Annotated in this window: 19 protein-coding genes; 8 read left to right on the top strand and 11 right to left on the bottom strand. The window is 75.2% G+C overall.

Annotated elements, in window-relative coordinates; translation table 11 throughout:
* Positions 1-17: 17 nt before the first annotated feature.
* Positions 18-1,085, bottom strand: coding sequence for a tRNA (adenosine(37)-N6)-threonylcarbamoyltransferase complex transferase subunit TsaD (tsaD, locus tag ACFCX4_RS19695; RefSeq protein ID WP_376144090.1), 1,068 nt, complete (start codon positions 1,083-1,085; stop codon positions 18-20).
* A gap of 165 nt (positions 1,086-1,250) precedes the next feature.
* On the opposite strand from tsaD, the gene ACFCX4_RS19700 reads away from it, so the two are divergent.
* A complete protein-coding gene (locus tag ACFCX4_RS19700; protein ID WP_376144123.1) occupies positions 1,251-1,463 on the top strand; it encodes a hypothetical protein in 213 nt (70 codons plus the stop codon).
* Positions 1,464-1,572: 109 nt separating this feature from the next.
* On the opposite strand, the gene pflA is transcribed toward ACFCX4_RS19700, so the two are convergent.
* The 5 genes from pflA to ACFCX4_RS19725 form a co-directional block, all read right to left on the bottom strand.
* Positions 1,573-2,400, bottom strand: coding sequence for a pyruvate formate-lyase-activating protein (gene pflA, locus ACFCX4_RS19705; protein ID WP_376144092.1), 828 nt, complete (start codon positions 2,398-2,400; stop codon positions 1,573-1,575).
* 117 nt (positions 2,401-2,517) lie between these two features.
* Entirely contained in the window at positions 2,518-4,863 is a 2,346-nt protein-coding gene (pflB, locus tag ACFCX4_RS19710) for a formate C-acetyltransferase (protein ID WP_376144094.1), read from the bottom strand.
* 61 nt (positions 4,864-4,924) lie between these two features.
* A complete protein-coding gene (adhE, locus tag ACFCX4_RS19715) occupies positions 4,925-7,597 on the bottom strand; it encodes a bifunctional acetaldehyde-CoA/alcohol dehydrogenase (protein WP_376144096.1) in 2,673 nt (890 codons plus the stop codon).
* 168 nt (positions 7,598-7,765) lie between these two features.
* Entirely contained in the window at positions 7,766-8,644 is an 879-nt protein-coding gene (locus tag ACFCX4_RS19720; RefSeq protein ID WP_376144098.1) for a universal stress protein, read from the bottom strand.
* Positions 8,645-9,059: 415 nt separating this feature from the next.
* Positions 9,060-9,473, bottom strand: coding sequence for a pyridoxamine 5'-phosphate oxidase family protein (locus ACFCX4_RS19725; RefSeq protein WP_376144100.1), 414 nt, complete (start codon positions 9,471-9,473; stop codon positions 9,060-9,062).
* 218 nt (positions 9,474-9,691) lie between these two features.
* Here ACFCX4_RS19725 and ACFCX4_RS19730 point away from each other — a divergent pair, with 218 nt between their 5' ends.
* Together ACFCX4_RS19730 and ACFCX4_RS19735 are read left to right on the top strand one after the other, a co-directional pair.
* A complete protein-coding gene (locus ACFCX4_RS19730; protein WP_376144102.1) occupies positions 9,692-10,456 on the top strand; it encodes an HPF/RaiA family ribosome-associated protein in 765 nt (254 codons plus the stop codon).
* Between the two features lie 200 nt (positions 10,457-10,656).
* Complete coding sequence (locus ACFCX4_RS19735; RefSeq protein ID WP_376144104.1) at positions 10,657-12,213, top strand: trypsin-like serine protease; 1,557 nt, start codon at positions 10,657-10,659, stop codon at positions 12,211-12,213.
* 93 nt (positions 12,214-12,306) lie between these two features.
* On the opposite strand, the gene ACFCX4_RS19740 is transcribed toward ACFCX4_RS19735, so the two are convergent.
* From ACFCX4_RS19740 to ACFCX4_RS19750, 3 genes are all read right to left on the bottom strand, one after another.
* Positions 12,307-12,828, bottom strand: a complete 522-nt coding sequence (locus ACFCX4_RS19740) for a hypothetical protein (protein ID WP_376144106.1) — start codon at positions 12,826-12,828, stop codon at positions 12,307-12,309.
* Between the two features lie 1,024 nt (positions 12,829-13,852).
* A complete protein-coding gene (locus ACFCX4_RS19745; protein ID WP_376144107.1) occupies positions 13,853-14,815 on the bottom strand; it encodes a universal stress protein in 963 nt (320 codons plus the stop codon).
* 25 nt (positions 14,816-14,840) lie between these two features.
* Complete coding sequence (locus ACFCX4_RS19750; protein WP_376144109.1) at positions 14,841-15,725, bottom strand: universal stress protein; 885 nt, start codon at positions 15,723-15,725, stop codon at positions 14,841-14,843.
* 183 nt (positions 15,726-15,908) lie between these two features.
* Here ACFCX4_RS19750 and ACFCX4_RS19755 point away from each other — a divergent pair, with 183 nt between their 5' ends.
* Both ACFCX4_RS19755 and ACFCX4_RS19760 read left to right on the top strand, forming a co-directional pair.
* Positions 15,909-16,511 (top strand): hypothetical protein, encoded by a 603-nt coding sequence (locus ACFCX4_RS19755; protein WP_376144111.1) that lies wholly within the window; start codon positions 15,909-15,911, stop codon positions 16,509-16,511.
* Between the two features lie 430 nt (positions 16,512-16,941).
* Entirely contained in the window at positions 16,942-17,622 is a 681-nt protein-coding gene (locus ACFCX4_RS19760) for a helix-turn-helix domain-containing protein (protein ID WP_376144113.1), read from the top strand.
* Between the two features lie 251 nt (positions 17,623-17,873).
* Here the strand turns inward: ACFCX4_RS19760 and ACFCX4_RS19765 are convergent, their stop codons facing one another.
* On the bottom strand, positions 17,874-18,947 hold the full coding sequence (locus tag ACFCX4_RS19765; protein ID WP_376144115.1) for a substrate-binding domain-containing protein: 1,074 nt from the start codon (positions 18,945-18,947) through the stop codon (positions 17,874-17,876).
* Between the two features lie 317 nt (positions 18,948-19,264).
* Here ACFCX4_RS19765 and ACFCX4_RS19770 point away from each other — a divergent pair, with 317 nt between their 5' ends.
* Positions 19,265-19,423 (top strand): hypothetical protein, encoded by a 159-nt coding sequence (locus ACFCX4_RS19770; RefSeq protein WP_376144117.1) that lies wholly within the window; start codon positions 19,265-19,267, stop codon positions 19,421-19,423.
* A gap of 55 nt (positions 19,424-19,478) precedes the next feature.
* Here the strand turns inward: ACFCX4_RS19770 and ACFCX4_RS19775 are convergent, their stop codons facing one another.
* Positions 19,479-21,086: a Na+/H+ antiporter gene (locus ACFCX4_RS19775; protein WP_376144119.1), complete on the bottom strand. Its 1,608-nt coding sequence runs from the start codon at positions 21,084-21,086 to the stop codon at positions 19,479-19,481.
* A 49-nt stretch (positions 21,087-21,135) separates the two neighbouring features.
* Between ACFCX4_RS19775 and ACFCX4_RS19780 the strand changes: the two genes are divergently transcribed.
* Together ACFCX4_RS19780 and ACFCX4_RS19785 are read left to right on the top strand one after the other, a co-directional pair.
* Positions 21,136-21,405, top strand: a complete 270-nt coding sequence (locus ACFCX4_RS19780; protein WP_376144121.1) for a UBP-type zinc finger domain-containing protein — start codon at positions 21,136-21,138, stop codon at positions 21,403-21,405.
* Positions 21,406-21,617: 212 nt separating this feature from the next.
* On the top strand, positions 21,618-21,782 hold a 165-nt coding region (locus tag ACFCX4_RS19785), incomplete at its 3' end, for an aldo/keto reductase (protein ID WP_376144125.1).

Below are 21,782 nucleotides of genomic sequence, written 5' to 3' on the forward strand. Positions count from 1 at the left end.
GAGCCACCGCAGGGTGGTCAGGCGGCGCGGGCCGCCGCGCGCGGGGAGAGCGCGGCGTATTCGAGCGGGGCGGAGGGATCGATCGAGAGGTCCATCGGGGAGGGGGCGGCGCCCGAGCGGACGAGCAGGTCGCCGATGGCGGCGATCATGGCCCCGTTGTCGGTGCAGAGCCGCAGCGCGGGGACCCGCAGGGTGATGCCGGCGGCGGCGCAGCGCTGTTCGGTGAGGGCGCGGATGCGGGAGTTGGCCGCGACGCCGCCGACCACCACGAGGGTGTCGATGCCGTGGTCGGTGCAGGCGCGGACGGCCTTGCGGGTGAGGGTGTCGGCGATGGCCTCCTGGAGGGAGGCCGCGGCGTCGGGGACGTGCGGCTCGGCGCCGGAGGCCCGCCGGGCCTCGACCCAGCGCGCGGCGGCGGTCTTGAGGCCGGAGAAGGAGAAGGCGTACGGGGGGTCGTTCGGTCCGCTGAGCGGGCGGGGGAGGCGGACGGCCGAGGGGTCGCCGTCGCGGGCCGCGCGGTCGATGGCGGGGCCGCCGGGGTAGGGCAGGCCCAGGATGCGGGCGACCTTGTCGAAGCACTCGCCGGCCGCGTCGTCCAGGGTGTCGCCGAGGTGGACGACGGGGTCGCGGGCGAGGTCCCGGACCAGGAGCAGTGAGGTGTGCCCGCCGGAGACGATGAGGACGACGCAGGGGTTGGGCAGCGGTCCGCCGTCGAGCGTCGCGGCGGCGACGTGCCCGGCCAGGTGGTGCACGCCGTAGAGGGGGACACCGAGCGAGAAGGCGTAGGACTTGGCCGCCGCGACGCCCACCTGGAGTGCGCCGGACAGCCCGGGGCCCGCGGTCACCGCGACCGCGCCGACGTCGGCGAGGGTGAGCCCGGCGCGGTCGAGGGCCTCGCGCACCACGGGTGCCATCGCGTGCACGTGCGCCCGTGCGGCGATCTCGGGCACCACGCCGCCGTAGCGGGCGTGCTCGTCCATCGAGGAGGCGACGGCCTGTCCGAGGAGTACGCCGTCGCGCACCAGGCCCGCGCCGGTCTCGTCGCAGGACGACTCGATGCCCAGTACCACCGGCGATCCCGCCATCGGTCACAGCTCCTTCTCACTCATGGATTGCACCTGCATCCTATGTGCAACAAGGGGGCGGGGCGGCGGGCCGGTCCGTGTGCGGAACGGTTGGCGCGTGCCGGCGGCCGGGTAGGGGGAGGGCGGCGCGTGTCGCGTCGCCCGCTCGCACCCGAGGTGGTCACCATGCCCGAATCCGGCCCCGAACCGCTCGCGACCTTCTGCGGCGACTGCGACTGCGGCTGCCCCCGGCTGTTCGTCGACCCGGGGGCGGGCAGCGACCGCCGGGTGCGGATCACCGACGACTTCGGCCAGCGGATCCAGATGAGCGAGGAGCAGTTCCGCGACCTGGTCGCGCAGGCGAAGTCCGGACTGCTGGACCGGGCCTTCGCGTCCTGACCGTCCGGCGGCACGGCTGCCGCGGTGGACACCCCTGGCCCTTCGGCGCCGTACGGGCGTGCGAGACCGCCCGCGTCCTCGGGCGTGCGCCCGGCCGGGTGTGGGGGGATCAGACGGCGTTCAGGCCGTGGGCGGCGAAGACCGCGCGGGCGGCGGCGGTCCGGTCGGCCGTGGGGACCGGCGTGTCGGCGAGCGGGAAGTCCAGACCGAGGGCGCGCCACTTGGCGGCCCCGAGCTTGTGGAAGGGCAGCACGTCGACCCGGGTGACGTTGCCGAGCGAGGCGGTGAACCCGGCGACGCCCTCGACGTTCGCGATCGGGTCGGTGAGGCCGGGGACGAGGACGAAGCGCACCCAGACCTCGGTGCCGAGGTCCGCCAGGCGGCGGGCGAAGTCCAGGGTGGGCGCGATCCCGCGGCCGGTGACCTGCCGGTGGAGCGCCGGGTCCCAGGACTTGATGTCCAGCAGGACGAGGTCGGTGTCGGCGAGCAGCGCGTCGGTGGCCCGGGTGCCGAGGTAGCCGGAGGTGTCGAGGGCGGTGTGCAGGCCCAGTTCGTGCTTGAAGCGGTGCAGCAGCTCGGCCGTGAGGGCCGGCTGGAGGAGCGGCTCGCCGCCGCTGACGGTGGCTCCGCCGCCGGCGGCGCCGATGAAGACGGTGTACTTGGCGGCCTCCCGGACCAGGTCGTCGGCGGTGACCGGGCGGCCGTCGCTCAGGTAGCGGGTGTCGGGGTTGTGGCAGTACTGGCAGCGCAGCGGGCAGCCGGCCAGGAAGGTGACGAACCGGGTGCCCGGGCCGTCGACGCCCGTGGAGAGGTCCCAGGAGTGCAGCATCCCGGTCGCGGGTGCCGGCCCGGCGGGTGCGCCTACGGGTGCGGCTGCGGGTGCGGGCCCGGAGGCCGGGGGTCCGACGGGGGCGGTGGCGGGGGTGGTGTCGGTCATCACGGTTCTCCCTCTCCGGTACCGGCGGCGCCGGGTGGCGCCGCCCGGTGGGGCGCGGTGGGGCGCCGCCGGTGCCCGCCCGGCATGCGGGGGACCGGCGGCGCGTACCGGTGCGGACTACAGCGCTTCGTGGAAGGTGCGGTTGATCACGTCGAGCTGCTGCTCGCGGGTGAGCCGGACGAAGTTGACCGCGTAGCCGCTGACCCGGATGGTCAGCTGCGGGTGGTTCTCCGGGTGCTCCATGGCGTCCAGCAGGGTCTCCCGGTTGAGGACGTTGACGTTCATGTGGAAGCCGCCGACGGCGGTGTAGCCGTCCAGCACGCCGACCAGGTTGGTGATCCGCTCCGCCGGGGTGCGCCCGAGCGCGTCCGGGGCGACGGTGTGGGTGAGCGAGATGCCGTCCTCGGCCTCGGCGTAGGGGAGCTTGGCGACCGAGAGCGCGCTCGCGACACAGCCGTGGCGGTCCCGGCCGTTCATCGGGTTGGCCCCGGGGGAGAACGGCTCGCCGGCCCGGCGGCCGTCCGGGGTGTTGCCGGTCTTCTTGCCGTACACCACGTTGGAGGTGATGGTGAGCACGGACTGGGTGTGCTCGGCGCCCCGGTAGGTGGGGTGCTTGCGGACCTTGCGCATGAACTCCTCGACCAGGTGCACCGCGATCGCGTCCACCCGGTCGTCGTTGTTGCCGTACGCCGGGTACTCGCCCTCGACCAGGTAGTCGGTGACCAGGCCGGTCCCGTCCCGCACCGGCGTGACCCGGGCGTACCTGATCGCGGCCAGCGAGTCCGCCGCCACCGCGAGGCCGGCGATGCCGCAGGCCATGGTGCGCCGCACGTCCCGGTCGTGCAGCGCCATTTCGAGCCGCTCGTAGGCGTACTTGTCGTGCATGTAGTGGATGACGTTGAGCGCGTGGACGTACGTCCCGGCGAGCCATTCCATCTGCTCGTCGAAGCGGGCCATGACCTCGTCGTAGTCCAGCACCTCGGAGGTGATCGCGCCGGTCGCCGGGCCGACCTGCTCGCCGGACCTCTCGTCCCGGCCGCCGTTGACGGCGTAGAGCAGCGTCTTGGCGAGGTTGACCCGGGCGCCGAAGAACTGCATCTGCTTGCCGACCGCCATCGCGGAGACGCAGCAGGCGATCGCGGTGTCGTCGCCGAAGCGCGGGCGCATCAGCTCGTCCGACTCGTACTGCACCGAGGAGGTGTCGATCGACACCCTGGCACAGAACTCCTTGAAGCCCAGGGGCAGTTGCGGCGACCAGAAGACGGTCATGTTGGGCTCGGGCGCCGGACCGAGGTTGTACAGGGTCTGCAGGTAGCGGAACGAGGTCCGGGTGACCAGGGTCCGCCCGTCGGTGCCCATGCCGCCGATCGACTCGGTGACCCAGGTCGGGTCGCCGGAGAACAGCTCGTCGTACTCGGGGGTGCGCAGGAAACGCACGATCCGCAGCTTGACGACGAAGTCGTCGACCAGTTCCTGGGCCTGCTCCTCCGTCAGCCGCCCGGCCGCGAGGTCGCGCTGCAGGTAGACGTCGAGGAAGGTGGAGGTGCGGCCGAGCGACATGGCCGCGCCGTTCTGCTCCTTCACCGCCGCCAGGTAGGCGAAGTACAGCCACTGGACCGCCTCCCGGCCGGTCGCCGCCGGGCCGGAGAGGTCGTACCCGTAGGCGGCGGCCATCGCCTTGAGCTCGCCCAGGGCCCGGAGCTGCTCGGCGAGTTCCTCGCGCAGGCGGATCGTCTCCTCCAGCCGCGCCGGGTCGGTGGGGGCGGCGTCCAGCCCGGCCTTCTCGGCGAGCTTGGCGGCGATCAGCCGGTCCACGCCGTAGAGCGGGACCCGGCGGTAGTCGCCGATGATCCGGCCGCGCCCGTAGGCGTCGGGCAGCCCGGTGATGATGCCGGCCTTGCGGGCGGCCCGGATGCCCGGGGTGTAGGCGTCGAAGACCCCGGCGTTGTGGGTCTTGCGGTACTCGGTGAAGACCTTCTCCAGCCCGGGGTCGACCGGGTAGCCGTAGGTCCTCAGCGCGCCGGCGACCATCCGCCAGCCACCGTTGGGCATGATCGCGCGCTTGAGCGGGGCGTCGGTCTGCAGGCCGACGATCAGCTCCCGGTCCCGGTCGATCCAGCCGGGCGCGTGGGCGGTGATGCCCGAGGGGATGCCGTGCGCGACGTCGTACACACCCTTGGCGCGCTCCTCGGGGAAGCGGTCGGTGATCCGCCGCCAGACCGCCAGGGTCCGCTCGGTGGGGCCGGCCAGGAAGGCCGCGTCGCCCTCGTACGGGGTGACGTTGCGCTGGACGAAGTCGCGCACGTCGACACCGTCCTGCCAGGGGCCGTCCCGGAAGCCGTCCCAGGCCGGCTCCGCCGGTCCGGCGGTGGCGGCCGGGCCGGTGGTGCCGGGGGCGGCGGTGGTGGCGGTGCTGTCGGCGGCCGGGGCTCCGGCGGTCCGCGGCTGCTGCGAGGTGGTCATCCCGGTGTCTCCTTCTTCTCTCGGGTCCGGGCCCGGTCCCGGGCCGGTTCCAGGGCCGGTCTCAGGCCTGGTCGCCGTAGTAGGCCTGGCGCATCAGCCGCTGCATGTCGGCGAGCAGCGGCATCCGGGGGTTGGCGGGGGCGCACTGGTCCTCGTAGGCGTTCATCGCCTGCTGCGGCAGGGCCGCCAGGAAGGCCTCCTCGTCGACCCCCGCCTCCTTGAACGAGCGCGGGATGCCCGCCCGGTCGCGCAGCTCCTCGACCGCCGCCGCGAGCGACTCGACCCCCTGCTCCGGGGTGGCGGCCGGCAGGCCCAGCATCCGGGCGATCGCCTGGTAGCGCTCCGGCGCCTGGTAGCTCTGGTACTTGGGCCAGCCGGTGACCTTCGCCGGGGCCGAGCCGTTCCAGCGGATCACGTGCGGCAGCAGCAGCGCGTTGGTCCGCCCGTGGGCGACGTGGAAGGTGGCGCCCAGGGTGTGCGCCATCGCGTGCACGGCGCCCAGGAAGGCCGAACCGAAGGCCATGCCGGCGATCGTCCCGGCGTTGTGCATCTTCTCGCGGGCCACCGGGTCGTCCGCGCCGGCGGTCACCGCCCGCTCCAGGTTCTCGAAGACCAGCCGGACGCCCTGCAGGGCCAGGCCGTCGGTGAAGTCGTTGGCGTAGACCGAGACGTAGGTCTCGATGCAGTGGGTGAGGGCGTCGAACCCGGTGTCGGCGGTCACGTGGGCGGGCAGCCGGGTGGTGAGCGCCGGGTCGACGATGGCCACGCTCGGGGTGAGCGCGTAGTCCGCGAGCGGGTACTTCTGGCCGGTCGCGGTGTCGGTGATCACCGCGAACGGGGTGACCTCGCTGCCGGTGCCCGAGGTGGTCGGGATGCAGACCAGCTTGGCCTTCTCGCCGAGGTCGGGGAAGGTGAAGGCGCGCTTGCGGATGTCGAAGAACTTCTCCTTGAGGTCCTCGAACTCGACCTCCGGGTGCTCGTACATCAGCCACATCACCTTGGCCGCGTCCATCGGCGAGCCGCCGCCGAGCGCGATGACGGTGTCCGGCTCGAACTCCCGCATCAGCTCCGCGCCCCGGCGCACCGTGTCGATGCTCGGGTTGGGCTCGACGTAGTCGACCACCCGCACCTCGACCGGCTCCCGCCGGCGGTCCAGCACGTCCCGGATCCGCTCCAGGTGGCCGATCGCCACCATGGTGTGGTCGGTGACCACCACGACCCGGTGCGCGTTCGGCATGCTCGCCAGGTACTTGACCGAGTTGCGCTCGAAGTAGATCTTCGGCGGCACCTTGAACCACTGCATGTTGGTGTTGCGCCGCCCGATCCGCTTGATGTTCACCAGGTTCAGCGCCGAGATGTTGCCCGCCACCGAGTTGTGCCCGTAGCTGCCGCACCCCAGGGTGAGCGACGGCGTGAAGGCGTTGTAGACGTCGCCGATGCCGCCCTGCGAGCTCGGCGCGTTCCAGATGATCCGGCAGGCCTTGACCGCGTGCCCGAACTCCTCGGTGAAAGCCGCGTCCTCGGTGTGCACCGCCGCCGAGTGCCCGAGCCCGTCGAACTCCACCATCGCGGCGGCGAGTTCGACCCCCTCCCGGCGGGACCCCGCGGTGAGGACGGCGAGCACCGGGCAGAGCTTCTCCCGGGTGAGCGGCTCGGCGGGGCCGACCCGCCCGCAGTCGGCCAGGAGCACCGAGGTGTCGGCCGGCACCTCGAAGCCGGCCGCCGCCGCGATCTCGGCGGCGGTGCGGCCCACCACCTCCGCGTTCAGCTTCGCCCCGGCGCAGGAGACACCGTCGCCGACCCCGAACAGGTACCGCTCCAGCAGCGCCTTCTCCTCGGCGCTCGCGTGGTGCGCCTTGAGCCTGCGGAACTCCGCGAGCGCCGCGTCCCGGATCTCCGCGTCCAGGATCACCGCCTGCTCGGAGGCGCAGATCATGCCGTTGTCGAAGGTCTTCGACAGCACGATGTCGTTGACCGCCCGGCGCAGGTCCGCGCTCCGCTCGACGTACGCCGGCACGTTGCCGGCGCCGACGCCCAGCGCGGGCTTGCCGCAGCTGTACGCCGCCCGCACCATGCCGTTGCCGCCGGTCGCCAGGATGGTCGCCACCCCCGGGTGGCGCATCAGCGCGTCGGTGGCCGCCATCGACGGCTCCTCGATCCACTGCACGCAGTGCTCCGGGGCCCCGGCCGCCACCGCCGCGTCCCGCACGATCCGGGCCGCCTCCGCGGAGCAGCGCTGCGCCGCCGGGTGGAAGGCGAAGACGATCGGGTTGCGGGTCTTCAGGGCGAGCAGCGCCTTGAAGACGGTGGTGGAGGTGGGGTTGGTGACCGGGGTGATGCCCGCGACCACGCCGACCGGCTCGGCGATCTCCACGATGCCGTCGATCTCGTCCCGGTGCACCACCCCGACGGTCTTCGTCCGGGCCATCACGTGGGTGACGTTCTCGCAGGCGAAGACGTTCTTGACGGCCTTGTCCTCGAACAGGCCCCGTCCGGTCTCCTCGACCGCCAGCACCGCGAGGCCGGTGTGCTCCGCCAGTGCCGCCAGCGAGGCCTTCTTGACGATGTGGTCGATCCGCTCCTGGGTGAAGGAGGCGTACGAGTCCAGGGCGGTCAGCGCGTCGGCGACCAGCCGGTCGACGGCGTCGGCGGGGGCCGGGGCGGGGGCGCCGTGCTCGGCCGGGGTGCCGGCCTGGGGCCGGGTGCGGGCCTCGTGCTTCGGGCGGGAGGACATGCTGGACTGCCTTTCCGGTCGTCGTCCGTCGTCGGGCGCCGGCGGGGCCGCTTGCGCCTTCGGTTCCAGGGTTCCGTGCGTGGGGGGCTGCGGGGATCCGTCCAACGGGACCTTCCCGCGGACCGAAGGTCCCTGCCGTGGCGGGTGGTTGGTCCCGGTGACGCCGGCTCAGCCGTGCGGGACGACCGCGACCGGGCCGTGCGCGTGGTGGAGCACCGACTGCACCACCGGGCCCAGGTGCGGTCCGGTCAGCGGGTGCCGGGCCGTGCGCCGGCCGAGCACCACCAGCGCCGCACCGCGCGAGGCCTCCACCAGCGCCCGGCTGGGGCTCCAGGGGCTCACCTCGGCCTCGGTGCGGACCTCCGGGAACTTCTCCCGCCAGCGGGCCAGCGCGTCCTCCAGCCGCACCTGTTCGGCGGCGGCCATCGCCTCCCGGATCTCCGCCTGCGCGACGGGTGCCTCGGTGGCGTAGCTCTCGTGGGAGGCGGTGCGGCTCTCCACCGCCCGCAGGACGGCCCCGCGGTCGGCCGCCTCCCGGAAGGCGAACTCCAGGACGGCGTCGCACGGCCGCTCGCCGTCCACGCCGACGACCACCTCGCCCTCCGCCGCGTCCGGGTCGTCCGCACCGGCCCGGTCGTCCGTACCAGCCCGGACCAGGACGACGGGGCAGGCCGACCGGGCGGCGGTGCGCAGACCGACCGAGCCGACCAGCAGACCGGTGAACCCGCCGAGGCCGCGCGACCCCAGCACCAGCAGTTCCGCCCGCCCGCTCGCGGCGGCCAGCTCGTACGCCGGGTGCCCCGGCCGCACCTCGCAGGTGACGTCCAGTTCGGGCTCCGCGGCGGCGACCGCGTCGCAGATCTCGGCCACCCGGGCCGGCAGCGCCGCCTCCAGACCGAGGTCGCGCTCCAGGGCGTCGGTCTCCGACCCCGCCACGTGGACCATCCGCAGCACCAGACCCCGCCGACGGGCCTCGCGGGCGGCCCACCCGGTGGCCGCCGCGCTCTGCGCCGAACCGTCGATCCCCACCGTCACGTTGTGCAGCATCTCCGCGACCTCCCGGTCCCCGGCGGGCCGCGACACCGGTGTGCGCGGTCCCTTCCGGCCCTCAGCGTCCCGCCCCGGGGGCGGCCGGCCACAGGGACCGAGCAGCCCCATCCGCCCGCCGAAGGTCCCGGTCGGGGCGCGCCCTTCGGCCGCCCCCGGGCACCGGCGTCCGTCGTGATCGCGGGCGGGCGCGGGAGACCGAGGAGACCTCCGGGAGCGGGGCGACGGTGCCGGTCGGGGTGTTCGAGCCGGGCTGTCCGGCGGAGGGCGGCACCGGGTGGTGCGGTCGGCACCGCTGCCGCACCACTGCCGCACCGAGCCGCCGGCGCCGCCCGGCCGGGAGGGCGGTCGGTGTGCGGCGGGTCGGGCGGGCGTACGGGCGTACGGATCGTCAGGCGGTCAGGCGGTCAGGCGGTCAGGCGGGAACGTCCGGCAGCAGCCGGCCGGTGACGAGTTCGGGCCGGATCCGGATCGAGACCTGGCCCGCCGGCCGGGCGCCCGGCGGGGCCGGGTCGTCCCGGTGCGCGCCGTCCGCCGAGACGTCCGCCCGGCCGAGCACGGTCACGCTCCAGCCCGCCCCGTCCGCCTCGTCGACCTCACCCGCCTCGAACGCCACCAGGGCCCCGGAGACGGCCCGCACCAGCTCCGAACGGGCGGCGGCGCGCAGCAGCACGCTGCCGTCCCGCCCCAGCCGGTAGCGGACCGGCAGGACGGCCGGCAGCGCGCCGACCGTGTAGACCACCCGGCCGACCGAGGAGCCTGCCAGCAGACGCCGGCAGTGCCGATGGTCCAGCGGGACGTGCGCGGTGGGTGTGCGGTCGGATTCCATGCGTCCGATCGTGGGGGCCGGCGGCGCGCCGGACGAGGGCCGTTCGGTCCCCGCCCGGCCGGCCGGACGCCCCGGGGCCCCGGCCGGGACCCCCGGCCGCCCCAGGAGGGTCCTCCGGCCCTGCTCCCGGCCGTCCCGTCCGCGCAGGATCGACCTCACGGACACGGCGACGCCGTCGCGGTGTCCGTGTCCCGGCGTCTTCCGGAAAGGACGTTTCGATGAACCCGCTGCAGAGCCCGCCCGCCGTCGAGATCGACGTGACGACCCGTGGCGCGGTCTCCCTGGCCGCGCCCGACTACGCCCGCGCGAAGCTGGAGACCGTCCTCCGCCGGACCCACGAGCCCGTCCTCGCGGTCCGGGTGAAGCTCACCCAGGAGCCGCACCACTCGGTGGTGCGCCCCTCGGTCGCCCAGGCCGTCGTGGACCTCAACGGCCGCCCGGTCCGCGCCCAGGTGGCGGCGGCCACCATGCAGGAGGCCCTCGACCGGCTCCAGGACCGCCTCGGTGCCAAGCTCGCCAAGGCCCGGCAGCGCCACCACACCGCGGCCCGGGTCGACCGCTCCGGCGAGGACCACCGCCCGCAGCACGTCGAGCGGGCGGCGGCGGAGCGGCGGATCGTCCGGCACAAGACCTACGGCCTGGCCCGCCAGAGCGCCTGGTCGGCGGTGCTCGACCTGGAGGCGATGGACTACGCCTTCCACCTGTTCACCGACGCCGCGAGCGGCGCCGACAGCGTCGTCTACCGCACCGACGGCACCGGCCCGCACCGCCTCGCCTCCACCGGCGCCCCCGCCGACCCGGTCCCCGGACTGACCGTCAGCACGGCCGGCGTCCCGGAACTGACCCTCGACGGTGCGGTGGAACGCCTCGACCTCGCGGGCCTGCCCTTCGTCTTCTTCACCGACACGGCCACCGGCCGCGGAAACGTCCTCTACCACCGCTTCGACGGCCACTACGGCCTGATCACCCCGGCCCGGGACTGATCCGCCCGGCCGGGGCCGGCCCCGTCGAAACACGTTCGAGCGGTTGCCGCGGTGCGGCCGAAGCACGGCCGAAGTCCACCGGATACTCCCTGCGTTCAAGATCGTGGCCATGCGGAACGGCCCGGTGCCGTTCCTCCGCACATGGCCGCCCGGCCGCACGGCCGGCGGCGGACGAACGGGAGTCGCACATGCGCACGTGGATGAGCCGAAGGACGGCCGCCGTCCTGACGACGGGGGCCGTGGCGATCACGGGCCTGGTCACCGCCTTACCGGCACAGGCCGTCGTCGGGGGTACCGAGTCGACCCAGCCGTACTCGTTCATGGCCTCGCTCCAGTACGACGCGCCCCGCCCGGACGGACACCGGTGCGGGGCCGTGCTCATCGCTCCGCAGTGGGCGGTGACCGCGGGGCACTGCGCCAGCACCCCGACGGGCTCGAAGTCGGGCGTTCCCCGTGACTGGAAGGTCCGCGTCGGGTCGCTGGACGTCACCAACGGCGGCGAGGTCGCCGAGGTCGACGCGTTCTACCGCCGTACGGTCAAGTACGACCCCCCGGGCGAGGACATCGCGGTGCTGCACCTGCGCAACCCGGTGGCGGCCAAGCCCGTACGGCCGGCCGCCACCACGCCCGCGGTGGGGACGCCCGCCCGCATCCTCGGCTGGGGCCCGTCCTCGGCGGACTGCGACGACTTCGCCGACCCCGTGTGCTTCTCCAACAGACTGCGCGAAGCCGACACCGAGGTCGTGCCGCTCCAGGACTGCCTGGACGACACCGGGGCCCTCCCGCCCCTGTGCATCGGCCGCATCGATCCTCCGGTGGGGCCCGGGACGACGGACTCCGGAGGGCCTGCCCTGGTTCGCGAGGGCGACGAGTGGGTGCTGGCGGGAACGGTCGTCGGTGCCGGCAACAAGGACGCCAGTTTTCCCGGCCTGTACAACGATGTCGCGAAGAACTCCGCCTGGATCAACGGCATCGTGACCGGAACGGACGTGCCGCCGTTCGACCCGGTCCCGAACGTGGAGGGCACGGCCAAGGTGGGCGCCTGCCTGGGGTCCGTGGTGCGTCCCCCCACCGCGCGCCCCAAGGACCCGGCGCTGGTGCTGACCAACGGCCACTGCGTGCCGAGCGGCCGGCCCGCACCGGGGACGGCCCTGGTGGACCGGCCGGCCGATCTGAAGGACCCGGTCACCATCAACGACTCCGCCGGCTACCCCCGGACCAGCGCCCGCGCGACCCGGCTGGTGTACGCGACGATGTCGGGCACCGACATCGCGCTGTACCGGCTGGACAAGACCTACGCACAGCTGACCGCGGAGGGCGCGAAGGTCTTCCGGCTGTCCACCACCCCGATGCGCAGGGGCGACCGGCTGTCCATGGCCTACAACGTCAACCGTCCGTCGTGCACGGTGGAGGCCGTGGTGCCGCGCCTGCGGGAGGACGGCCACGAACAGGACCGCGCGGTGCGCTACGCCACCGGCGACGGCTGCGTCAGCAGGCCCGGCTACTCCGGCAGTGCGCTGCTGGCGCCGGACGGGGAGACCGTCGTGGGCATCCACAACACCCACAACCGCGACGGCGGGCAGTGCACCGACAACAACCCCTGCGAGGTCGCCCGGGACGGATCCGTGACCGCGGTGCAGGGCCGCAGCTACGGCCAGCAGGTCCATCGGATCGCCGCCTGCCTGACCGCGGGCTCGCGATTGAACCTGAACCGCCCGGGCTGCGCGCTGACCGGTGCCCCGGGAGCACCGCGCTAGACCGTCCCGGAGGAGGGACGGCCCTGCCGGGGGTGCCGGGCCGGTTCCCACCGGCCCGGCGCCCGTCGGCGCGCCCCGCGGCGGGCGGGTTCCTCAGTGGTGCCCGAGCCGTTCGTGGAGCTCCTCGGCGAACCGCGTGCGGTAGACGCCGTGGACGATGGCCGCGGGGGACCGGTAGCCCCGGTGCCGGGGGTCCGCGACCTCGTCGTCCCAGGGCGCCGGGTGGCCGGGCGGCGGCGGTGTCCTGCCCAGGTACAGCCGCGCGGCCTCGTCGAGCCGCAGCCTCCCCGTGCGCACCGCCTCCCAGAACCCGTGCCCCTGGGCGACCACCCAGGCGCAGAGGTCCTCGGTGTCGTCCTCGGACCAGCCGTCCCCGTCCACGCACACCCCGTCCGCGTAGTCGGCCAGCGACTCGGCCGCGCACTCGTGGGCGAGCGCGAACTCCTCCAGCACCTCGCGCGGCCGGGACCCCAGCCACGACTCCAGGGCGGTCAGCCGTGGACGGGTCGCCGCCAGCACCTCCCAGAACCACCCGGGAACGTCGTCCGCCTCCGTGCCCGGCTCCGCCTCCCGTGCCGTGTCCCGTGCCGCGTCCTGTTCCGCGTTCGATCCCACCCCGGCCCCCGTCTCCGCTCGTGACCGGGCCCGACCGTACCGCGGCGCGCCCCCGGGGCGCCGCCGGGCCCTCAGTACGGCAGCGGCCGGCCGGACGGCGTGCGCAGGTCCAGCGGCGGCCGGGGCCGCGGGCGTTCCGGGCGCTTGGCGATCCTGATCCGGTCCATCGTGGGCCACCTCCTCGGGGCTGACTCCACTCTCGCCCGGACCGGCGCCCCGCGCCCAGAGCCCACCGCCCCGTCCCGGCCGCCCGGACCGCGGTCCCGGGCGGCCGGGCCCGTCGGCCCACCGGCCGGGGACCGCAGGAGGCCCGGACGGTGCCGGCCGGCCCGCGTCGTCGCCGTGCCCGTCGTCGCCGGGAGCCCCGGACGCACCCGGACGCACCCGGACGCACCCGGACCCACCCGGACGCCCCCGGACGCCGCTGCCGTCCGGGGGCACCGGACCAGGCCGGCTTTCCACTCCCGGGCGCGGTCCGGGCCCGCCCGCGCGGAGCGGCTCTCCCTGTCCTCGACGACGAAGCCCTCGGGTCCGGCGACCACCTCGTGGCGGCGGCGGGCGATGCCGGGCGCGGCGCCGCCGCCTCTCCCGGCCCGGCCCCGCGGGCCGGGTCGGTGGCCTCCTCGTGCCCCTCGCGCCTCGCCTCCGCCGAGGCGATCGTCCGGCGGCCGGGCCCGGAGGACGGGCCGTGCACGCGGGTCGGGCCGTCCGCCGCGCGGACGTCCTCCGCGACGGCCTCGGCGATCTCCCGGGTGCTGCCGTACGTGCTCCCGCAGACGATCACGGTGTGCACGGGCAGCCCCTTCCCGCCGCCGCCCGGGGTTCCGTCACCCCCGGGTGTCGCGCGCCGGAAGGGCCCGGCGCGGGCCGTTCGGTCCGCGCCGTCCGTTGGACGGAGCCTTCGCCGCTCCGGGGCGACCGCCCGGGGGCGCGTCGTGCCGCGATCGTCCGGCCGGGGACGCCGCCGGCTCCCGCGCCGAGCCGGGGGCGACCCGGCTGCGCCTCCACCGCCGGGCGCGGGCTGTCAGCCGTGCGGCACGACGGCGACCGGGCAGCCGACGTGGTGGACGGCGGCGTGTGCCACCGGTCCCAGGTGCGTGCCGAGCGGCCACCGCCGCGCGTACCGGCCCACCACGACCAGGGCGGCCGTCGCCGCGGCGCCGACCAGCGCGTCGGGCGGCGGGGCGTGCACCAGGGCGGCCGTGACCTCGACCTCCGGTCGGCGGTCGCGCCAGGCCCGCAGGAGGGCGTCCAGCCGGTCCCGGTCGACGGCCGACAGGTCCCGGGCGGCGCCGTCGACCGCGGCGGGACCCATGTACTCGCCGGCGACCGGCGGCTCCCAGCCGTGGACGATCCGCAGCGGCGCCGAGCGCAGGGCGGCCGCCTCGAAGGCGAAGGCGAGGAGTTCCTCGCACGGGCGCCGCAGGTCGACGCCGACCACGACGTCCCGGGCCCGCGCGTCCGGGGCCGCTCCCTTCCCGCCCTCCCCGGTAGGCGGGGCGTCCCACCCCGCGCGCACCAGCACCACCGGGCAGGCCGCCCGGCGCAGCACCTGGTGGCCGACCGATCCGACCAGGAAGCCGTGCACGGTGCCCAGCCCCCGGGAGCCGAGCACCAGCAGGGCGGCCGTGCGCGCGGCCCCCTCCAGGGCCTCGACCGGGTCCTGGTGGACATGGGCCGAGGTCACCTCGATCCCGGCGCACTCCGCCCGCAGCTCCGCCTCCCGGCCGGCCAGCCGCTCCCGGTCGGCGCTGATCACCTCGTCACTGCCGACCACGTCGGTCCGCGGCCAGGGCCACGCCTCCAGCAGTGCCAGCGGCAGCCGCCGCAGGGCCGCCTCGCGCGCCGCCCAGCCGGTGGCGGCGAGGCTCTCGGGCGAGCCGTCGAACCCGACGGCCACGGGGGCGGCGCCCCGTCCGCCGTCCCGGCCGGCGGGCCCCCCGTCCTCCCCGGGCCCGCCCCCGGGGCCCGTGTCCGGTGCGTTCATGTCGGCCTCCCGGGAATCGGTGACGTCAGTTCCGGTGCTCCGGCGGCACCGGGACGGTGACGACCGGACAGCGGGCCCGGCGCAGCAGCCCGTGCGGCACCGAGCCCAGCCGCATGCCGGTGAAGCCGCCACCGCCCCGCCGCCCGACCACGACCGCGAGCGCCCGCTCCGACACCCGCGCCAGCTCCTCCACGGGATGGCCGCGCACCACCTCGTGGGTGAGCCGCACCCCGGGGTGCTCGGCCAGTGCGTCGGCGGTGCTCGCCACCAGCAGCCGCCGGATCTCCTCCTCGACGGCGGGCGGGTCGATCCGGGCGAAGGGGATGCGCCGCCGCACCCGGACGGCGTGCAGCACGGCCTGCCGCCGCGCGGCGAGGTCGGCGGCGAAGCGGACGGCGGCCGCCGAGGCCGCGCTGCCGTCCACGCCGACCACGACGGACGGCGGGTCCTGCTCGGGATGCTCCGGCCCGCCGACCACCACCACCGGGCAGTGCGCCTGGGCGCTCACCGGGACGGTCACCGAGGAGAGGCTCAGCGTCTCTTCGAGCCGGCCCAGACGTCTGGTCCCGAGCACGATCAGCGAGGCGTGCGCGGACTCCCGGCAGAGCGCCGGGGCCGCGACGTCCTCCGCGACCACCGTGGTCACCTTCAGCCCGGGATGCCGCTCGCGGGCCGCGGACTCGGCCGCGGCGATCGCCTCGTCGGCCTGTGCGCGCAGTTCCGCGTGGTAGCGGCCGGTGTCGAGCGGACGGAACTCGCGGGTCAGCGAGGGGACCGCGTGGACCAGCCGCAGCGGGAGCCCGCGGCGGTCGGCCTCGTCGGCGGCCCAGGCGGTGGCCAGGGGCGCGGGCTCGCTGTCCACCCCGAGGACGATCGGCCCGGGCCCGTGGCCGGGGGACATGGGTGTCATGGCTCCTCCACACGGTCCGGCCCGACCTGAGCCGTCCCGTACCTCCATGGCACCACCACCGGACCGTACCGGCAGGGCCGGACGGCCCGGGTGACGGGCCCGGCCGGCCCTGGGACGGCGGCCGGCGGGCCGCGAGACTGGGCGCACGGCCGACGACCGACGGCCCGCCCCGAGGAGGTCGCCATGCCCGCCCAGCAGCATCCGGCCGCGCACCCGCCGTTCGGCGGACACGTCCGCCGGGCCTTCGGCCGGGACCGCAACCCGCTCTGCCGCCCGGTCGACCGGGCCCGCAGCCGGCTCGTCCTCGCGGTGCCGGTCGTCCTCGCCGTCCTGTTGGCCGTGTGCGCGGCCACGGCGGTGCTGGTGTTCCGCGCGGAGTCGCAGGCCGAACGGGAGGCCGCCCGCCGGCGGCACACGGTCACCGCGGTCACTGCCGGCCCGGCCCGCACGGACCTGCGGGCCGGCAGCGTCCGGGCCCACGCGGAGGCGCGCTGGACCGGCCCGGAGGGGACCGGCAGCGGCCGGATCGAGGTCCCGCCGGGGACCGCCGAGGGCACCTCGGTGCCGCTGCGCCTGGACGACCGCGGCGTCCCCGTCGCCGCCGCCCGGGACACCGCGGCCCTGCTGACCGAGGCCGGACTGGCCGCCTTCGCCGCCGCCGTCGCGTTCGGCACCGTGGCGGTCGGAGCCTTCACGCTGCGCCACCGTGCCCTGGACCGGCGGGCGGTCGTCGGCTGGGAGCCCGGCTGGGAGCGGGTGGAGCCGGTCTGGTCGCGGCGCCGCTGAGCCCGCCGTGCATCGTGGGGCCCGGCCTGCGGCGCCGAGGGCCCGCGGGCGAGCGGGCGGGAACGGTTTCGGTCGCGACGGCGGCCGACGGGCCCGCTCCACCCCGCTGCCGGGACGGGGCGGAGCAGCCGGTGGCCTTCGGCTCGGCGGATGAGCCCGCGACGTGGTGTCGGGACGATCCCGGTCCGGCCGGCCCCGCCTCCGGCAGCGCGCCGGCGCGGAACAGGGCCGAACGGCCCACGCCGCTCGCCCGCCGGACCGGCGCCGGGGATGCTGCCAGGGCGGGACGCGGGAGGGGAGCGCGGAACGGCACCGCCGGTCCGCCGCCCGGGCACCACCCGGGGCGTCCGGGAGGAGGACCCGGGCGACGAAGGCTCCGACCTCCCACGGACCGAGGCCGCCGAGAGCCGAGCATCCCAGGAGCCGAGTCATGAACCGCACCCCCGACCTCGACGCCGTCCGGCGGGCCGACACCGCGGAGGTGGCCCGCCGGATCGCCGAGCGCCGAGACCAGCTGGGCCTGGACGACCGGGCCCTGGCCAACCAGGCGGCGATGGCCCCCGCCTACCTCCGGCACCTGCTGGAGGTGGGCCCGGCCTTCGACGCCGCCGGTTTCGCCCGGATCGCGGCCGTGCTCGGCATGACCTGGAACGAGTTGCTGGAGGGGCGGCAGGACGCTCCGCCCGGGCAGTCGCAGCCCTCGGCGGACGCGCGGCCGCTGCTGATGCACCTCACCGAGCCAGAGTGCTGGGACCTGCTCGGCACCCACGGCATCGGCCGGGTGGGGCTGCCGGCGACGCCGGCGCCGGCCGTCTACCCGGTGAACTACCTCGTCGACAGCCGGACGATCGTGTACCACACCTCCCCCCGCGGCGCGGCCGCGGCGCCGGACGGCTCACCGGTCTCCTTCCAGACCGACCAGATCGACGAGCACCTGAGCGCCGGCTGGAGCGTGCTGATGCACGGCACCGCCCACCACGTCGACGACCCGGACGAGGAGCGGCGGCTGGCCACCCTTCCCGGCGCGGTCCCGTGGGCCGGCGGCGACCGCCCGCTCTGGATCCGGATCCGCCCGGACGAGGTGACCGGCCGCCGCATCGGCAGCGGCTGACCCCGTCCGGGCGAAGGCGACCGTCCGACCGGTCCGCGGGTCCCGGGCCGGAGAGGGCTGCGGTCGTGCCTCCGGGCTCGCGCCGGAGCGGCCCCGGGTGGTTCGGCCGGTTCGGCGCGCGGTGCAGCGCACCTCGTCCGCGCACCTCGTCCGCGCACCTCGTCCGCGCACCTTGTCCGCGCACCTTGTCCGCGCACCGGCCCGCCCGCCGCCCGGCGCGGCGGGGGACGTGGCGGGACCGGGTGCGGGGGTCAGCTGGGAGCGGTCCAGGTCATGCCGCAGCGGCCGGGCGGCATCCAGAGGAATCCGATGTTGCGGATCTCGCGCTGGGCCACGGGGTCCTTGCAGATCCAGCCGTTCGGGCCGAAGACGGCGCGCAGGGCGTTCCCCTGTGCGGTGCTCGCCGCCCAGTCCTGTGGCCGGACGACCGTGGACAGCGGGTACCCGAAGGCGGTGTTGACGAAGATGATGTTCGGGACGTAGGGCAGCTCGACCTCCGACTCGGGGCGTGCCAGGGGCGCGATGCCGTTGATGTCGCGGAGGACGTACTGGCCGGGCGCGCTGCCGGGGCGGGAGTACCCCTTGTAGGTCTGGGCGAGATGGCGGGCGACGGAGTAGGGGACGATCGCGTTCGGGCCGTTCAGCAGCGGATCGGTGCCGTCGTTCTCCCCCGGGACGGTGCCGACGCAGGGCCCGACCTCGTCCGTGTTGAAGATGCCCAGAGCGGCGAGGAACAGCGCGCGGAGGTCCGAGCCGGGAGGCGGCAGGAACGGGCGGATGGTCGAGGGAAGGGGAGCGGAGGGGTTGAACGCCCCCCAGTCGGTGCTGAAGCACTTGTAGATGTTGGCCAGTTGCTGCGTGGTGAGATTGCGGGGCGCGTTGCCGTTCAGCGGTGCGGCCCAGGTGAGGGCGTCCCGGGCCATCGGGAGGAACACCGCAGGCCGGTCGTTCGACCGCGGCCGGCGGGCGCTGCGGGCGAAGTCGAGGGTGGCGGTGGTGGTGTTCGCGAGGGCGGTGATGCCGGCGTCGCCGTACCGGGGACGTGCGATGGCGGCCGCGCCGAGTTTGGGGGTGATGGGAGAAGACCCGTCGGAGCCCCAGCTGTGGAAGCGGAACGACCTGGTGTCCCCGGCGGCGGTGAGGGAGGCGTCGTACGCGGTGGCGAACCGGGTGTAGAGGTCCTGGTCGACGTCCGCGCCCACTCCGACGAGGGAGTTCACGATCGGCGTCGTCGGGGGGTCGGTGGCGGCCGCGACACCCGTGCCGAGAAGGGGCGCGGCGGTGACCGCGAGGGCCGCGGCCAGCCTGGCGAGGATCCGGAGCATGATTCGAACTGCCCTTCAGAGGTGAGGAGTTGGTATCGGACAGCCATCCTCGGCACCCCGTCCGGTCGTTCGGAAGCCCCGGTCTCCCCGCCGTCCGCGCGGGCTCGGTGCCGCCCCGCAGGCCATCGCGGTCCGGCTGTCCGCAGCGCGCCCGCCCGTTCCGGCGGCGGCCTTCCACCGGCTACCCCGCGGCCGCCGGGCCGCCATCGGTCGGCGTCCGCCACCCTGCGGCTTGCGCAGATAGAGTGCGTGTGCAAATATTGCGGAGGTCGGGCAGTTCTGTCGCCCGCAGGAAGACCACCCAGAAGGACCTCGCCATGCAGATCACCCGATCCGGCCATGCCCGCCCCGAATCCGTCGCGGGCGAGGAGCGGACCTGTCCTCCGGCGGGGCCGGGGACGTGGGCGGCCGCCGTGGTCATCTGTCTGCTCGCCGGTGCCGGTCCGATCATCGGTTTCCTGAGCTTCTCGCACTGACCCGGCCCGCCCTGGCCGACCCGGCTGACCCCGGCCCGCTCCGGCCCGCCGGGGCTCAGTCCTCCGTGTGCTCCAGCAGTGCCTCCTCGAAGTCCAGCCGCCGCACCAGCCGGCGCAGCAGCTCGTCGTCCATCCGCCCCGCGTCGCGCTGCGCGACCAGGGCGATCCGCTCGGCGTCGAGGGTCTCCCGCGCCAGCCTGCGGTAGGCGGCGTCGACCGACTCGCCCGTCTCCTCGTGGACGGGCGAGCCCATCCGCTCCCAGACGCCGTTGCGGCGGCGCTCCATCAGTCGGCGCAGCCTGGTCTCCATCGCCTCCGGGATCCGGTTGCGCGGGTCCTCCAGCAACTCGTCCAGCCGGTCCTCCGCCGCCCGCGAGGCCTCGTACTGCGCCTGCGCCTCCCGCAGGGTCTCGGTGGCCGGGTCCGGCGGGGGCAGCGGCAGGCGCCGCACCAGGGCCGGCAGCGTCAGGCCCTGGATCAGCAGGGTGCCGATCACCAGCGCGAAGACCAGGAAGAGCACCAGGTCGCGCTGGGGGAAGGGAGCGCCGTCATGGGTGCTCTCGGGGATCGAGAAGGCGACGGCCAGCGAGACCACGCCCCGCATCCCGGCCCAGGCGAGCACGACGGGCCGCGTCCACGAGGGGCGCCCCTCCCGCTCCCGGATGCGCCGGCTGAGCAGGCCCGGCAGGTAGGCCGCCGGCCAGGACCAGGCGAACCGCAGCGCGATCAGCGCGACCAGCAGCACCGACGTCCACAGTGCCAGCTCCCCGGCCGAGTAGCCGCTCAGCCGGCCGGCCACGACGGGAAGCTGCAGGCCGATCAGGGCGAAGACGGTGGACTCCAGGATGAACGAGACCATCCGCCAGACCGCCTCCTCCTGGAGGCGCAGCGCGAAGTCGACACAGTTGGCGTAGTGGCCGAGGTAGAGGCCGACGAGCACCACCGCGATCACGCCCGAGGCGTGGATCGCCTCCGCCGCCGCGTAGGCCGCGAACGGGACCAGCAGCGAGAAGGTGTTGTTCAGCAGCGGGTCGCTGATCCGTACCCGCAGCCGCTGCAGCGGCCACATCAGCACGAGTCCCACCGCGGTTCCGCCCAGTGCGGCGAGCAGGAACTCGCCCACCGCGCTGCCGAAGGAGAACCCCTCGCCGACCGCCGCCGCGACCGCGACCCGGTAGCCCGTGATCGCGGTCGCGTCGTTGACCAGGCTCTCGCCCTGGAGGATCGAGACCAGTTGCGGGGGCAGTCCGACCCGCCGGGCGATCGCCGTCGCCGCGACCGCGTCCGGCGGGGCGATCACCGCGCCGAGCACGAAGGCCACCGTCAGCGGCATCTCCGGGATCAGCGCGTGGGCGACCAGGCCCATGGCCGCCGTGCTGAACAGCACGTAGCCGACCGAGTACAGCACCACCGGCCGCAGGTTCGCCCGGAGGCTGGTGTACGAGGCGTCCTGGGCGGCGGTGTACAGCAGTGGCGGCAGCACCAGGGGCAGCACGATCCCGGGGTCGAGCGAGTAGTGCGGGACCCCGGGCAGCTCGGAGGCGAGCAGACCGGCCACCACCAGGAGCAGCGGCGCGGAGAGCCGGTAGCGGCGGGCGGCGCCCGCCACCACGGCGCTGCCCGCCACCAGGAGGAACAGGACACCGGGGCTGCTCAGGGACATGGCGACACAGAAGCACAGGAACCGGACGGCTGCTCGTACCCTGAGGGCCATGTCTCCCTCCCGCCCCTGCGGCCACGCCGCCGAGCTGCCGGACCCCGAGCCGGCGCCGCTCACCACCACCTGCCCGCACTGCGAGGAGATCGGTCAGCGGCCGGTCGCCCTGCGCCTCTGTCTGTTCTGCGGCCATGTCGGCTGCTGCGAGTCCACGCCCGGGTACTGGTCGGCCGAGCACCACCGGCGCACCGGTCACCCGGTGATGCGCAGCTTCGAGCCGGGGGAGGCCTGGCGGTGGTGCTTCGAGGACCAGCGCCTGGTCTGACCGGGTGCGGGGCGGGGGCGGGCGTGCGCCGGGCCGGGATGCGGACCGGGCTCTTGCATTAGAGCGCGTCTGCAACTATTGTCTACACATGTAAGACGCGTTCGCATCTAGATGCGGCGCCCGTCCGCCGGTGTTTCACTGAGTGCGGCTCCCGTGGTGGAGTCGCCGCACTCGCGGGCGATCACCCCTCACTCCCCCGTAAAGGCACCACCATGTCCCTGAAGAAGATCCTTCCCGGCAAGCTCGGCTTCGGTACCGCTCCGCTGGGCAACATGTTCCGCGCGATCCCCGACACCGAGGCAGCCGCCACCGTCGAGGCCGCCTGGCAGCAGGGCATCCGCTACTACGACACCGCCCCCTTCTACGGCGCCGGCCTC

It is taken from the genome of Kitasatospora sp. NPDC056327 (assembly GCF_042261735.1).
Taxonomy (GTDB): Bacteria; Actinomycetota; Actinomycetes; order Streptomycetales; family Streptomycetaceae; genus Kitasatospora.